This window comes from Hymenobacter sp. IS2118 (genome assembly GCF_000715495.1).
Classification (GTDB): Bacteria; Bacteroidota; Bacteroidia; order Cytophagales; family Hymenobacteraceae; genus Hymenobacter.
The window spans coordinates 36,111-51,360 of sequence record NZ_JNLX01000196.1; the positions used below are offsets into that span (position 1 = coordinate 36,111).

At 58.4% G+C, this 15,250-nt stretch carries 10 protein-coding genes and 1 other RNA gene; 7 read left to right on the forward strand and 4 right to left on the reverse strand.

Annotated features, from left to right (window positions below; translation table 11 throughout):
- Nucleotides 1–39: 39 nt before the first annotated feature.
- On the forward strand, nt 40–957 hold the full coding sequence (locus GM79_RS21975) for a SusE domain-containing protein (RefSeq protein ID WP_081867937.1): 918 nt from the start codon (nt 40–42) through the stop codon (nt 955–957).
- Between the two features lie 708 nt (nt 958–1,665).
- On the opposite strand, the gene GM79_RS21980 is transcribed toward GM79_RS21975, so the two are convergent.
- The gene (locus tag GM79_RS21980; protein WP_035568069.1) at nt 1,666–2,835 is read right to left on the reverse strand and encodes a T9SS type A sorting domain-containing protein; all 1,170 of its coding nucleotides are present in this window, start codon (nt 2,833–2,835) and stop codon (nt 1,666–1,668) included.
- Nucleotides 2,836–3,074: 239 nt separating this feature from the next.
- Between GM79_RS21980 and GM79_RS21985 the strand changes: the two genes are divergently transcribed.
- Entirely contained in the window at nt 3,075–3,923 is an 849-nt protein-coding gene (locus GM79_RS21985) for an N-acetylglucosamine kinase (protein WP_035568070.1), read from the forward strand.
- 172 nt (nt 3,924–4,095) lie between these two features.
- Here GM79_RS21985 and GM79_RS21990 read toward each other — a convergent pair whose 3' ends face one another.
- Complete coding sequence (locus GM79_RS21990; RefSeq protein WP_035568071.1) at nt 4,096–6,900, reverse strand: alpha-amylase family glycosyl hydrolase; 2,805 nt, start codon at nt 6,898–6,900, stop codon at nt 4,096–4,098.
- A gap of 222 nt (nt 6,901–7,122) precedes the next feature.
- Between GM79_RS21990 and GM79_RS21995 the strand changes: the two genes are divergently transcribed.
- The 5 genes from GM79_RS21995 to rnpB all read left to right on the forward strand — a co-directional run bounded on the left by GM79_RS21995 (nt 7,123) and on the right by rnpB (nt 13,114).
- Nucleotides 7,123–8,040, forward strand: a complete 918-nt coding sequence (locus GM79_RS21995; protein ID WP_235184138.1) for a DUF2279 domain-containing protein — start codon at nt 7,123–7,125, stop codon at nt 8,038–8,040.
- A 285-nt stretch (nt 8,041–8,325) separates the two neighbouring features.
- Nucleotides 8,326–9,540, forward strand: coding sequence for a Smr/MutS family protein (locus GM79_RS22000; RefSeq protein ID WP_035568073.1), 1,215 nt, complete (start codon nt 8,326–8,328; stop codon nt 9,538–9,540).
- A gap of 187 nt (nt 9,541–9,727) precedes the next feature.
- Entirely contained in the window at nt 9,728–11,593 is a 1,866-nt protein-coding gene (locus GM79_RS22005; protein ID WP_035568074.1) for a M1 family metallopeptidase, read from the forward strand.
- 110 nt (nt 11,594–11,703) lie between these two features.
- Nucleotides 11,704–12,456 (forward strand): carboxypeptidase-like regulatory domain-containing protein, encoded by a 753-nt coding sequence (locus GM79_RS22010; protein ID WP_035568075.1) that lies wholly within the window; start codon nt 11,704–11,706, stop codon nt 12,454–12,456.
- A 175-nt stretch (nt 12,457–12,631) separates the two neighbouring features.
- An RNA gene (gene rnpB, locus GM79_RS23995) (RNase P RNA component class A) lies at nt 12,632–13,114 on the forward strand.
- A 183-nt stretch (nt 13,115–13,297) separates the two neighbouring features.
- Here the strand turns inward: rnpB and GM79_RS22015 are convergent.
- The gene (locus GM79_RS22015) at nt 13,298–13,744 is read right to left on the reverse strand and encodes a c-type cytochrome (protein ID WP_152560140.1); all 447 of its coding nucleotides are present in this window, start codon (nt 13,742–13,744) and stop codon (nt 13,298–13,300) included.
- Nucleotides 13,745–13,761: 17 nt separating this feature from the next.
- Entirely contained in the window at nt 13,762–15,045 is a 1,284-nt protein-coding gene (locus GM79_RS22020; RefSeq protein WP_035568079.1) for a PQQ-dependent sugar dehydrogenase, read from the reverse strand.
- Nucleotides 15,046–15,250: the final 205 nt, after the last annotated feature.

Consider the following 15,250-nt stretch of genomic DNA (forward strand, 5'->3'; position numbering starts at 1 on the left):
ATAATTTTTCTCACATGCTTGGGTCTTGCGTAATTTCGGATGCCCTCACCGACACTTTTATTAAAACGGTGCTGTTGCACGGAGAAATATACCCGGTTCTGGTTCTCACCATTCTTTAAATCATTAATCATGAAAAATTGGCTTACCCAAGTGGTGGCAGGCTTGTTTGCCGTAGCTACGCTCGCATCTTGTGAAAAGGATGAAGAGAAGGCAACTATCACCCCTTCCAATGCTATTACCCTGAGTACGTCTACTAGTGCAGCCGTGCTGGTGCAGGCTAATGCCGAGCAAACGGCAGCTACTTATACCTGGACCCCGGTCACCAAGTTCACTATGAGCGGAGCAGGTAAGATGGCGGCACCTACCCCCAGCTACCAAATCCAGTTTTCTAAATCCGAGAAAATTTTCGGCTATCCGGCTAAGATTGCGGCCGGTACCGGCAGTACCAAATCCATCACTGTGGCAGAGCTAAACGAAGCCCTGCTGATTGGCTTGGGCCTGACGCCCGGTGTCCCGGTGACCGTATATGCGCGGGTTGCCGCCGTAATTGGTACTGATGAACAGACCTTTGTTTCGAAACCAGTAGCTCTTACCGTAACCCCTTACAAAGTTTGCCTGGCTCCCAACACCGACAGCTGGGGCCTAGTAGGCCCCGCCGGCAACGGCTGGCCTGGTCCTACCGATACCGATATCCCATTGGTTTGGGATTGCGACGCCAAAGCTTATGTGCTGACCACCACGCTCAATGTTGGAGACTTTAAGTTCCGTTTGAACAAAAAATGGGATACTAACCTGGGTGCCCTCATCAAGCCCATCACGCCTGGTGCTACTACCATCGAATTGAAGCCAGGCGGCGAGGACATGACCGTTAAAACCGCTGGGGTTTATACCATCAAGCTCGAAGTAACCGGCTCGGGTGCTGGCACAACTGCGGCTAAGCTGACTGTTACTCCGTAGCTTTTCCAAAACCACAAAAAAAGAAGCCGCTGGTCACCTCAGCGGCTTCTTTTTTTGCTTCAGCCAGACATAATTATTTCAAAGCTCGGTTATCAAAGCAGTATTTACTCAGCCATAAAATCAAAGTATTGAGCTCATAACATCCTGACTTCTGGATGATAAAACGTGGCAGAAAAGCACCCACAATGTGCTTTCCGAAGCATTGTCACTGTATGCAATAGCAGACATCAGCGAAGCGTCTAAATTATTTTTTTAGTAAATGCTATCTGCACATTCTCGTGGTATTAATCGGCTTTCGGACGAGTATAATAGTATTCCAAATGAAGGTTCAACTCATGCTTTTAGTCTCTCATCGGCATTATAGTTGATTACTCAGGACTTACACACTTCAAGCCCCAGCGGGGCGATATGTCGGTAGTAAAGTGTTTTATGTAAAGCACGAAGCCCCAGCGGGGCGACACTCACCAGGATTCGCAAAGAGTATCGCCCCGCTGGGGCTTTATCACTCATTACGAATGAATTACTACCGATATGCCGCCCCGCTGGGGCTCGCAAACGGCGCATTTTCGTAAGTCTTATTACTTGTTGTAAGCACTAGCTGACCAGATTCCCTTCTCTTATAGAATCCATTTCTTATTGGGTTTAATGGCCAAACAAAAAGCCCCGACGCAATTGCGTCGGGGCTTTTTGTTTGGCCATTAATTATGCTTACAGCAACACCACTTTGCGGGTAGCTACTTTGTCGCCAACCTGCACGCGGACCATGTAGGTACCGGCTGCTACATCAGCAGTGCTCACCGATTTGGTTTTAACACCTGCCGACTCCAAGCCGTTGGAAAGGACTTGCACTTGACGACCCACCAGGTCAGTCAGGACAATGTTGACGTTTTCGGAACGGCTGCCTACGTTGTAGGCCACCGTAGCTACACCCTGCGCCGGGTTGGGATATACGCCCATGGCAATGGCAGCGGCATCGGCCGCGCGGGTGCCGAGCACACCGGTAGCGCCCAAGGTAATAGTAGCCGCCTGACGGTCAGCGATTTTTGTGAAGTCGGCGGCGCCAGCGCTACCGACGTTACCGTTGCCTGCAACAGGTACGGAAGTCTGCGGGATGTAATCTGAAGAAAGGAAATCGCCTTTTCCGCTGTTTTGCAGTACGAAGAAAGTGAGCATGGGTGTACCGGTGGCCAGGCCCGTAGCCGTACGGTCCAACTCAATTTCCCAGCCAAAGGAACCTACGCCACCGTAAGAAGCACTCGTGTTGGGCGTGGTGCTGCCAGGGTTAGTGAGTACTTTGCCATCGCTCGAGTTGCGGTAAGCTACCCGCGTACCAGCCAGGGCGGCGAAATCGCCAACTGTCGCGGCAGCCGACAAGGTCTGTGGCGTGCCGTTGCCCGCTACTACACCCGCAGTAGAGGTAAGTTTCATCGAAGAACCTGCCGTGGCGGAAGTGTACGAAGCACCTTCAATCTGGAAGTCAGTTCCTTCTGAACGCAGGGCCAGGGCTAAATCGGTGGCAAGGTCAAGCTTAGCTACCATGCCTTCAAACGACGTACCGCCCATGCCAGCGGGCAGAGCCGTGCCCACGGGCACGCCGGCCCGGCCTGGCAAGTCGAGGAAAAGCTGGAAGGCATTACCGTTGTCTTGAACCGTGCCGCCAACAAAGAAATAAACTTTTGTGGGCGTAGTGGCTGCGTACAGGCTGAGCAAACCCCAATCGCCGAAGCCGCGGGGGTTGGTGTACTTGCCAATCAACACGTAATTGCCGGCCGTAATTTCGGGCGCGGTCAGTTGGCCGTCGAGGACAACCTGGGCTTGCGCATTAAGTGCTCCAGCGGCTAAAACGCTGGCAGCGGCGAGGGTAAATAGTTTTTTCATGGGAACCTGAAAAGTGAAAATGGTGAGAATTTTAAAAGAAAGCCATGACCCACTGAATTATGGGCTGCAGGGTGTTTTAACGAAGTAAATATACACGCGTGAGCACCAAAAAAGCAACTCCAAACGAGAATACCGGGCTTGTTTTTATCTTATTTAGAAATCACTGCTTAATCTTCACGCACGGGCGAATAGCCGGCTGGTTGTTACTTTCGCCATCACTCCCCATACCAACCGATATTATGATTCTAATTGCCGACGGCGGCTCGACCAAATGCAGCTGGTGCCAGCTCGATGGGAACAACAACCGCGTGTATTTCAACACCGAAGGGTACAACCCTGATTTTGTGGATACGGCGGCCATTGTGGTCTCGCTTAGCCAGCACTTGCCCGATACACTTCCGCGTGATGAAGTGCGGGAAATTCACTTCTACGGTGCCGGCGTTTCGTCGCCCCAAAAAGCGGAGGTAATTGCCGCCGCCCTGCGCCAGCTATTTCCCCAGGCCACGGTCACGGTCACGGAAGATTTGTTGGCCGCTGCCCGCGCTTTGCTGGGCCGTAAGCCCGGTTTTGCCGCTATTCTCGGCACGGGCACCAACTCCTGCCTCTACGACGGCAAAAAAATCACCTACAACGTCGATTCGCTCGGCTACTTTCTGGGCGACGAAGGCTCGGGCTCGTATTTCGGCAAGCGCCTGCTGCGCGACTACCTCCGCGGTCTGTTGCCCGAAGGCCTAGAGGAGGCATTTCGCGAAACCTACAGCCTGGGCTCGCGCAACAGCATTCTCGACCGCATCTACAATCAGCCGCTGCCCAACCGCTACCTGGCCCACTTCGCCAAGTTTGCCTACGACCATAACAACGTGAGCTACTGCCGCGAAATAGTGCTCGAAGGCTTCGAAACCTTCTTCCAGAACCTCGTGCTGCACTACCCGAACTATCAGGATTACACCTTCAACTGCATCGGTTCGGTAGGCTACAACTTCCGTGACGTGCTGACCCAGGTGGCCCGCACGCACGGCATGGAAGTAGGCAAGATTATCCGCTCCCCCATCGACGACCTGGTGACGTACCACGAAGAAGGCCGCTAATTGGTAAGCTTTTAGCTGATAGCCGTTAGCTTTTTTCACGCATTCACAAACGAGTATGACCAATGGATTGCGTGTTTAATTTGAAATAGTCACTCAACCAGCCGGCCATAAAAAACCCCGCCTGATAATTCAGGCGGGGTTTTTTATGGCCGGCTGGCGGGCTTTTGAGGCCTTATTCCACTACCAGACGAAGCATTTGCTGACGGCTTTCGGCCCGCAGCTCTACCAGGTACACCCCCGGCGCCAGCTTGCCTAATGGCAGCTCGCGGCTGTGTGCACCGGCCGACTGGCGAACCACTGGCAAGGTTAGCACCGTTTGGCCCAACACATTGCGCACCGACAGCTGCACGGCCCCGCCCGTTGGCAGGCTGTAGTACACGGTGGCAGTGCCCCTGGCCGGGTTAGGCGCCGCGCTGAAGCGGAAGATGTCCTGCTGCTGGCTGCCGCGCGCGGCCAGCGTGACGCGGCGAATGCGCGTTTTGGTGTACACCGCGTAATCGCCGGCGTTCAGGGTGAGCAAGGCGTTGGGGTTAGTCACCGTGATGCTGTCGCCGGTAAGGTAGTTGTACCACTTGCCAGCTTGCTGGAAGCGGGGGTTCACCTCGTCGCCAAAAATGCCAAAATTGCCAACAATCGTCACATTAAGCTCGGGGCTGGTGAGTTGCATAACCTTGGACTGGCCGCCCAGCTGGTAGGTAAAAGTAGCGTTGCTGTAGCCGGGCAGCTTACGCAGGGCAATCAGGTTAGCATAAGTGTCGCGCAGGCGCGCCCGGTCGGCTTCCTGGGTGTAATTCCAACGAATGGGCTTGGCCCCGGTACGGCCGTTGAGGTTGATATCGACTTCATAGCCCAACTCGCCAAACTGCCAAATCATCTTCGGGCCCGGAATAGGCAGGAAGAAAGCGGCGTTCATGCCGGCCCGGGCCAGAGCCGTGGGCAGGTTACGCACGTTGTAACCCGTTGTGCTGTTGGACAGGCCCGCAGTGAGCGCCTCGTACACCATGCGCGACTCGTCGTGGCTCTCCATGTATGAAACGAGGTTGGGCTGCTGATAGCCGCGGGCCCCATGATAAGCGCCCGAAAGGTTGGCGCTGCTGGCCGCTCCCTTTATGGCATTCGAGTAAGCGCCGTGCATGTTGCCCCACGGCATCATGCCGGCATTGGCCAGCACAACTTCTTCGCTGTTGTCGGCAAAGTGCTCCAGGATGACATACGTATTGGGGCTGTTGGCCTGCATGTGGTTGTTGTAGTCGTTCCAGATGTTGATGCGCGACTGGTCGTAGCGGCCCCAGGCACCCACGTCGTTGCCGGAGTTCACCTGCGTAAAGCCCTTGCTCAGGTCGAAACGGTAGCCATCGACCCGAAATTCATTCACCCAGAAGTCCATCACCTTTTTGCTGAAGGCGCGCGTGAAGGTGCTTTCGTGGTTCATGTCGTAGCCGACGTTGAAGGGGTGACGTGCCACGCGGTTGAACCACGGGTTGTCGGCTGTTGGTTCGCCGCCGTTGGCGTACAGCTGCACCATGGGGCTCTGGCCGAAGGAGTGGTTCAGCACCATGTCGATAACCACGGCCATGCCGCGACGGTGGGCTTCGTCGATGAAAGCCTTGAAGGCGTCCTTGGTGCCGTAGTACTTGTCCACGGCAAAGTAGAAGCTCGGGTTGTAGCCCCAGCTGTCGTTGCCCTCAAACTCGTTCACCGGCATCAGCTCGATGCAGTTCACGCCGAGACGGGAGAGGTAGTTCAGCGTGTCGCGCAGGGTCTGAAAGTCGTGGCGGGCAATGAAATCGCGCAAGTGCAGCTCATAAATCACGAGGTCGGCCTTAGCGGGGCGCGTGAAGTTGGTAGTCTGCCACTGATAAGCCGGCTGGTTGGTTTGGAACGTGGACATGATGCCCGTGGTCTGGCCCGCCGGATAGGGCTTCAGGTTGGGGTAGGTGACGGCGGGAATGAACCGGTCGTTGTTAGGGTCCAGCACCTTTTCGGTGAAGGGGTCGGCCACGCGGATGGTACCATCAACGAGGTACTGGTAGGCGTATTCCTGGCCGGGGGTGAGGCCGTTGAGCTGCACCCACCACATGTTGCCATCGGGCGTTTTGTTCATAAAGCCCGCAGCGTCAGCCTGAAAGCTATTGAACTCGCCCACGGCGTACACAAACTGCTTGTTGGGAGCCGTGAGGGCCAGAATAACCGAGGTGCCACCGGGCAGGTAGGTGATGCCTTCCTTGGCCCCGGTGGGCAGCGCAGCCACGGTCACGATGGGCCGCACAATCAGAATAACCTCGTCGAACACGGCCGTGGCGCCGGTGCCGGCGGTCAGCCTCAGCACGTTGCGGCCGGCCAGCGTGGGCGTGGCACTGCCGCTGATGGTAGTGGCGTTGGCCGCCTGCGCAATCTGGGTACCGTTCAGGGTCAAAACAAGGTTGGTGGCCTGCGCGCTTTCGCCCGTCACGGCCAGCGCGACGCCGGCAGCTACGAACTGTGGATTAGCCGAGCGGGTGGGAGTGGTGATGCGGACGGCCGCGCCGCCCTGGTAAACGTCGACAAAAATGTCGCCGCCGTCGCTGGCGCGGCCCACTGTCGAGCCGTCGGCATTCTTGAAAATCATGCCCAGCCGCAGAATGGTTTCGTTGGCCGGCACGGGGTAAAAAGTGCGGGGCGTGAACGTGATGCGGTAAAGGTTGGGGTTGGTCGCGTCGCGGGTCATCAGCGCGGCAGGGTCGGCCTGGCCAAAGCTGGGGCTCTTCACGTTGCGCCAGGTAGTGTTGTTGGCGCTCAGGTTGGTAACGGTACCGGTCCAGATGTAGACCGGGCCAGTAAAGTCCTTAAGGGCGGCGTTGCCCTGCGTCGCATCGAAGGTGATGGTAACGGGGGTGGTTTCAGTAAAAAAAACCGGCTGGGTGGTCACAACCTGCGCCTGGGTGGTCCACGCTACCAGGGTTAGGAGCAGAACCGTAATTCGTCGAAATATTTGCATTGGGGAATTTTTTAGTGGGAATGTGAGATGGAATAGTAAAATGGACAAGGGATGGGAAAGTGACCAAAAAAGGCCTAACTGCCTGACAATATACGGCGACTTAACCCGCATACGTTTGCTGCCAACGTACTTTTATGGTCAATTTGTGCCCGCATGATGCCTTTTTTTCCCCAATCGTTTGCGCTCCAAAATCGGTGCTCAAAAGCAGCATTTATAGCTGCTTTGCTCCTGTCGGCGCCCATTGGCAGCGCGGCCCAGGCGCCGCCGCCGATGGGCGCCGACAGCCTGACCCGCCCCCTGGCCCTGGCCGGGACGGTGCCCGATAGCGCGGCGCAGCGCCAACGCCGCCTGCGCTGGCTGATAGGCGGCTCGGCCGTGGGCTATGGCGTTATTTACACCGGCCTTACCACCTCGTGGTACACCGGCGAGCGGGGCCCGCTGCGCTGGTTCGACGACCTGTCGGAATGGAAGCAGCTCGATAAGGCCGGGCACTTCTGGGGCGCGTTCCAGATTAGCCGCGGTGCCGTTGACATGCTGCGCTGGGCCGGGCTAAGCGAGAAAAAATCAATTTGGTACGGCTCCTTCGTAGGGTTTGCCATCCAGAGCCCGCTGGAGCTGCTTGACGGCCGCGACCCGGCCTACGGCGCTTCGGCCACGGACCTGGTGGCCAACTTTCTGGGCTCCTCGGCGCTGCTGGCCCAGCAGCTGGCGTGGCACGACGTGCGCATCATGCCCAAATGGTCGTTTCACCTCACCCGCTACGCCGCCCAGCGCCCCAACGTGCTGGGCAGCACCGTGCCCGAACGCTGGCTCAAGGACTACAACGGCCAAACCTATTGGCTTTGCACCGACGTGGGCGCCTTCCTAAAACCCGGCAACCGTTGGCCGCGCTGGCTGCAGCCCGCCGTGGGCTACGGCGGCCAGGACCTGGTGTACAACGACGCCGCCGCCAACGCCGCGGCCGGCCTACGCCCCTACCGGCAGTACTATCTGTCGCTCGATGTGGACCTGCGCCGCATTCCCACCCGCAGCCCGCTGCTGAAAAAAGTATTCTACACGCTCAGTATTTTCCACCTCCCGGCCCCGGCGCTGGAGTACAACGGCCGCAACGGCTTCCGCTTCCACAGCCTCTACCTGTAGCCACGGATTGGCTCGGATTTTAGCAGATTTCACAGATTCTGTAGCTGACTTTTTTGGTTGCGAACAACTATCTGATGGGGAGCTTGGTTGAATTTTCGGAGCAGTCAGGGGTCCGGGCGCAGGCTTTAAATGGCCACAAAGTATCTGCCGCCCCCTCAAAAACGTACTTTTGCAAACCCCTTCCTTAGGGCAGGGTCAACTGAGAGCAAAACGGAACATTTCCGGCGGGCCGATAATCGTCCACAAAAGCCGTGAAATCCGTCTAAATTCGAAAAATCCGTGGTTATGAATGTAGGAGATAGAGTCCGGCTGCTGACCGGCACCGAAGAAGGCATCGTTACGCGCCTGCTCGACAGCGAGCTGGTGGAAGTAGCCATCGACAATGATTTTACCATTCCCGTGCTGCGCCGCGAAGTGGTGGTGGTGGCCCAGGAAGAAGGTAAGAACTTCGACCGCACGGCCATTGAGTACAGCGCGGGCCAAATGCCGGGCAAAAGCGCCAACGCCAGCAAAAAAGACCGCAGCAAACGGCCATCAGCACCCGTAGCGGCTAAAGCCGTGCAGCCATCGCTGCAGGAAGCCCTGGCCGCGGTGGCGTCGAGTGGCGCGGGCGTGGCCAAAATAGGCGGCCCGGCGGCGGGTGCGCCCAAGCAGGCGGCGGCGGCCAAGGGGTTGTTTCTGGCGCTGGTGCACCAGTCGCCCGAGCTGCTGGGCGTCACGCTCATCAACAACACCGAGGCCGACGTGCTCTTCACCTACGGCGAGGAAACCAGCGCCCGCCCCTACCGCGCCTTGGCAGCCGACAAGCTGGCGCCCAAGTCCAGCACCAAGCCCCTCTCCTTCCTGCACATGAAGGACTTCGAGACGTGGCCGGCCGTTATTATCCAGCTCCTGCCCACCCGCCTGAATGGCGACGCCGCCTACGAGCTGCTCACCAAGCGGCAGGGCTTCAAAGCCAGCACGTTTTATTCGAGCAGCCGCCCCGCGCCCGTCATCGGCAAAGATGCCTACCTGTTTCAGCTCGATGAGCGCGCCGCGGCGGCCATCACGCCCGAGAAGCTGGTGCAGGAAGCCCCAGCCCCCACACCAGAGCCCACCAAACCGGCCGGCGTTGACATCGCGGCCCTGAAAGCCCAGCTCAGCGGCGACGCGCCGGCCAAGCCGGCGGCCGTGATTGCAGCGGCCACGCCCGCGCCCACAGCGCCCGTAGTGGCCCCGCCCCACGAGTTTGACCTGCACCTGGAGGCCCTGCGGCCCGACAACAAGGAGGAAATGAGCAGCACGGCCATCCTGCGCATTCAGCTCGATGCGTTTGAGGATGCGCTGGTGCGGGCGCTGGCCACCAACATGCACGAAATCGTGTTCATTCACGGCATGGGCAACGGGGTGCTGCGCAAGGAAATTCACCGTCAGCTGAGCCGCAACAAGGACATCAAGTTCTTCGAGGATGCCCGCAAGGAGAAGTTCGGCTTCGGCGCCACGCTGGTGCGACTGAAGTAGCTTTTGTTGCCCTGCTCCGGTAATACTCCCAACAGAACGTCATATTGAATGAACGTCATGCTGAGCGTAGCCGAAGCATCTCTACTGCGCAAGTAATTCATTTACTATTGCGGTAGAGATGCTTCGGCAAGCTCAACATGACGTTCTTTTATTTTCTCCCTCATTCACTTCGGCTTCTTTCTTACTCATGCGTCACCTGTTCTCATTCGTTTGCCTTCTGCTCACCCTGCCGGCGTTGGCGCAGCAACCGCTGCCGGTGCCGCGCAACCTGCAGGCCACCTTCGCCAAAGGCACCCGCGCCGAGAGCGGCCTGCCCGGCCCCAACTACTGGCAAAACACGGCTGACTACGACCTAAACGTGAGCTTCGACCCCACCACGCGGCGCGTGGCGGGCACGCTGGCCATCAACTACCAGAACAACAGCCCCGATTCGCTGCGCCAGCTTTGGTTTAAGCTCTACCCCAACCTCTATAAAAAGGGCGCGCCCCGCAACCGGGCCATCTCCCCGGAAGACATCGGCGAGGGCGTGGCTATTTCGGCCCTCACCATCAACGGAGAAGTGTTTGATGTGAAGAAGCTGGCCATTGACGCCACCAACCTCACGGTGCCGCTGCGCCGCGCCATTGGCGCGCGCCAGGCGGCCACGGTAAAAGTGGCGTACTCTTACACGCTGAACAAAGGGTCGCACATCCGCACGGGCGAAGTTGAGCCGGGCGCCGCGTTTCTGGCGTATTTCTTCCCCCGCATTGCGGTGTACGACGACATCGACGGCTGGAACAAGCAGCCCTACACCGGCGACCAGGAGTTTTACAACGACTTCTGCAATTTCCGGGCGGCCATCACGGTGCCCAAAAACTTTGTGGTGTGGGCTACCGGCGACCTTAAAAACGCCGACCAGGTGCTCACCAAAAAGTACGCCCAGCGCCTGCAGGATGCCGAGCGCCAGGACGCCGTAGCTTTCGTTATCAGCGCTGACGACGCCAAGCGGCGCGACATTACCGCGCCCAACGCCCAGAACACCTGGCGCTTTGAGGCCCGCAACGTGACGGATTTCGTGTTTGCCACCGCCGACCATTACGTGTGGCAAAGCACCAGCCTGGTGGTGGACCCCGCCACCAAGCGCCGCACCCGCGTGGACGTGGCCTACAACCCCAAGCACAAGGATTTCGAGGAAGTCATCGACTTCAGCCGCAAAACGGTGGAGGCCATGAGCTACACCTTCCCGAAGTGGCCCTTCCCCTACGCGCATGAAACCGTGTTCGACGGCCTCGACCAGATGGAGTACCCCATGATGGTGAACGACAACCCCACCGAAACCCGCAAAGACGCCATTGAGCTAACCGACCACGAAATCTTCCACACGATGTTTCCCTTCTACATGGGCATCAACGAAACCAAGTACGGCTGGATGGACGAGGGCTGGGCCACCATCGGCGAGTGGCTGATTTCGCCCCTCATCGACCCCACCATAGTGGACGACTACGGCGTGGCCCGCTACGGCACCCACGCCGCCACCGAAAACGACGCACCCATTGTCACGCTCAGCACCCAGCAGAGCGGTGTGCCCTTCTTCCTCAACTCCTACCCCAAGCCCGGCATGGGCTACCTGTACGTGAAGGATTTGCTGGGCGACGAGCTGTTTACCAAGGCCCTGCACACCTACATCCGCAACTGGAACGGCAAGCACCCCATGCCCTACGACTTCTTCAACAGCATGAACGCCGGGGCGGGCCGCAACCTCAACTGGTTCTGGCAGCGCTGGTTCTTCGACGACGGCTACCCGGATTTGGCCATCGCCACCGTCACCAAAACCGCTGCCGGCTACGACATCATCGTGCAAGCCAAAGGTAGCAAACCCGTCCCGGTAGACCTAACTGTGACCTTCGCCGACAAGACCACCCAGCAGATTCACCGCACCATCGGCGTCTGGGAGTCGGGCGCCACGTCCGTCACGGTGCCTGTGGCCACAAACCAGCTGGTGAAGCAGGTGACGCTGGGTAGCACGCTGGTTTCGGATAGCTATGCGAAGGACGATGTGTGGACAGGCAAATAGAACCGCAAAGCACTGTACATTTTTTATATAAAATACATAGGTTACTGAGAAAGTGCTACCCTACCTTTGTCTCTAACTACTTAACCTCAAACAATAAAAAAAAACCGTTCATGAAACACCTCTCTTACATTCTGTTTTTGGTCTTTTCCATCTCTACCAGTCTACTTTTTTCTGCTTGCGACAGCTCAAAGAGCGACCCTACGCCCACTACGGGCATTATCAGCGGTCAGGTACAGCCCGTCAATTCGGTTGCAACCGTAACGGCTACCGATGCCTCGAACAAAGATTTCACGGCCAAGCCTTCCAGCACTGGGGCCTACTCTATTGACGGACTGGCTGCTGGCACCTACACCCTGAGCTTCACCCCGGCAACAGGCTATTCGGCCCCCGCAACGCAGTCGCTCACCGTCACGGCCGGCAAAACGGTTACAGCGGCGGCAGTTACACTCACGCAGGGCGGTAGCGGCCGCTTTACCGTAGGCAGCACGACTACGACACCCACCCTTATCTTGGGCAATCTGTTGAGTGGCAATCTTTCCATCACCCTTGCCAGCACAACTGGCCGTTCGGTCGTGTTCAACCTGGATGGCTATACTAGCACGGCACGCACTTACTCGCTAGCTAATCAGCTGTTTACCGCCACACAACTCATATATAGTGAGCAGGTAGGCACTACTGCCCAGCAGTGGACCACGGCAGGTTTTCTGAGCAACAACCTGGGCAGCGGTAGCGTTGTCGTGACTTCGGTTGGCTCCAATCCCCGGCGCGTTTCGGGCACGTTCACCGCAACGGCCTACCCCGCTACCAGCGCCACCACGGGCACCCGGACCATCACCGGCTCGTTCACCAACGTCCCCTACTAGGGCTGGACACTCCGCCTTCACTTATACCACCTCAGCTGGCTCAGTCGGCTGAGGCACTTTTTTGCATACCCACGAAGGCGAGCCCCAAAAAAGAGGGGCTAGGAGGTGAGGTTGGCAGCTGGGCACGATTGTAGAATTAAATAGGTGCAGGCACTTAGGTGTACCTTTGCCCGCAGTGATGGGTCGCCCCACCGCGGCGGCCAACGCAAGAAGGCCGACGAGGAAAGTCCGGGCAACGCAGAGCACCCTGCTTCCTAACGGGAAGGACTGGCAAGTATAATGCGAACCAGGACAGCCAGTGCCACAGAAAAGTACCGCCGGTTTTAAAGGGCAGGCGGGTAAGCGGATGAGGGGGTAGGAGTTTTTAACTCAAGCCCTCCTACCCCCTCACCCGCTTACCCTAGAAACCGGTAAGGGTGAAAAGGTGCGGTAAGAGCGCACCAGCGGGCGGGTGACCGTTCCGGCTGGGTAAACCTCAGGGGTTGAAAGACCAAATAAGCTGGTACGCCGGCGCTTCTTCGGAAGCATCGGCACCGGGCGGCTCGTTCGGCGCCAGCGGGTAGGTTGATGGAGCCTTTCGGCAACGACTGGCCTAGATAAATGGTGGGGCAACTGCCTCGGCAGTGGACAAAACCCGGCTTACAGACCCATCACCTGACCTAAAAACGGCCGCCCTGGAAGGGGCGGCCGTTTTTGATTTTGGCTTAATTATAAAACAAGAAACCGTTATGCTCATCTGGCGTCCGCGCAGCCGAAGCATCCCTCCCGCGCCGTCTGGCTCCCCTCTCCTGAGGGAGAGGGGCCGGGGGTGAGGTTTCGTCCGCACGAAGCAGTAGAGCGGCTACTTCTTATTCGCCGCCCGCACGGCTTTCACCTCAGCGGCTTTCACGGCGGTGGCTTTGTTGCCGAAGCTGTTGCGCACGTAGGTCAGCACGTCGGCAATTTGCTGGTCGGTGAGGTAGTCGAAGGCGGGCATCACATTGGCGTACCGCTCCCCGTCGATTTCCACGCCCTGCATGCCGTTGAGCAGCACTTTTACGAGCGGGGTTTTGTCGCCCAGCACCCAAGTTGTCTTGGTGAGGGGCGCATTCATGCGGTCTACGCCGCCGCCGTCGGCCTGGTGGCAGCTCAGGCAATTCTGCACGTACAAGGTCTTGCCCAGCGCCAGGGAGGCGGCGGGAATAGCAGCGGCAGCCGGTTTAGCCACGGGCTTGGCTTTGGAAATTGGTTTCTTTTGGGCGGCGGCGGGCGTGGCAGCCCACACCAGCGCGCCCAAAACGAACATCATTTGCTTCATCAAAGGAGTTATTTCTTAGCGTACACGATGCGGTAGATGGAGCCAGCCTTGTCGTCGGTGACGTAGAGCGAGCCGTCGGTGCCCTGGGCCAGGCCGCAGGGCTTGTGGTCGGGGCGGCCGGCGTTGGCTTTTTCGGGTGTGCCGGCGAAGTTGTCGGCAAACACCTCATACGGCCCGGAAGGCTTGCCGTTTTCGAACGGCTGGAACACCACGTAATAGCCCTTCTGAGGCTCAGGCGCACGGTTCCAGGAGCCGTGGAAGGCGATGAACGCGCCGTTGCGGTACTTTTCCGGGAACATGGTGCCGGTGTAGAACAGCAGGGCGTTGGGAGCGGTGTGGGCGGGGTAGGCCATGGCCGGCGCCAGGTAGCTGCCGGTCGATACCTTTTTGCCGTCGCCGCCGTATTCGGGCGACACCATTATTTTGTTCTTGGCGGGGTCGAAGTAGGTGTAGGGCCAGCCGGCATTATCGCCCTTGTTGAGGGCGTAGAGGCACTCGGCCGGCAGCTCCGCCGATTCCTTAGTGTCGTAGAGTTCGGGGAAGTTGTCGTGCAGCTGGTCGCGGCCGTGCTGCATCACAAACAGCTGGTTGCTCTTGGCGTTCCAATCCAGGCCCACCACGTTGCGCAGGCCGGTGGCGTAGCGCGTACCGTCGCCGTAGGTCTGGTTCAGCTTGTCGGCCCGGAACTGCCAGATGCCGCCGGCCGAATCCAGGATGGGGCAATTGGGCCGGCCCATGGAGCCCTTTTGCCGGTCTTTCACCTGGCAGGAGTTGGCGTAGGCCCCCACGTTCACGTAAATGTTGCCCGCCTGGTCCAGGGTGATGGACTTGCTCTCGTGCTGCTGCCGGTTGAGCAGGCCCGTGATGACTTTTTCGGGCTGGGTGGGGTTGGTCACTTCGCCCTTGGCGTTGAGCTTGTAGCGAAACACCTCCTCATCGGAAGAAGCGTACAGGTAATCCTTGGTGCTGTAGATGCCCGTGCCGCCGTAGTTGCCGAAGCCGGCCACCACGGTGGCTTTGCCGGTACCGCCCTCACGCAGCTGCAAAATGCCCTGGCCTTCTTTGGTGGGCCGGTTTAGCTTCACGAAGATGGTGCCCTGGGGCGTCACGGTGATGTGCCGGGCGCGGGTGCCGGTGTCGGCCACTTTTAGGGCGCCGAAGCCAGCGGGCAGCGTGAGCCCGGCGTTGTCGGCATCGGCCACTATTTTATCCTCGTTTTTCAGAGCGGCTAAGGACAGGCTGCCGGCTACGGCCGTTGCGAGCAGCAGGTACCGGCTAGTGGTGCTTTTCATAGATGAAATTGATTCGATTTGTACGGAAGAGGGGAAACCACAAAGGGGCGAAAACAGTGCGCCGCCGCGTCTCATTTGAAACTGATTTTTGCTGGCTGCCACAACATTGTGGCGGCCCCACTGCGTCACTTACGCGCAAAAGCGTAACCGGGGCACCAAGCAGATGGTTGGCGAAGATAATAACTGCCCGCGCCGGCCACCGCGC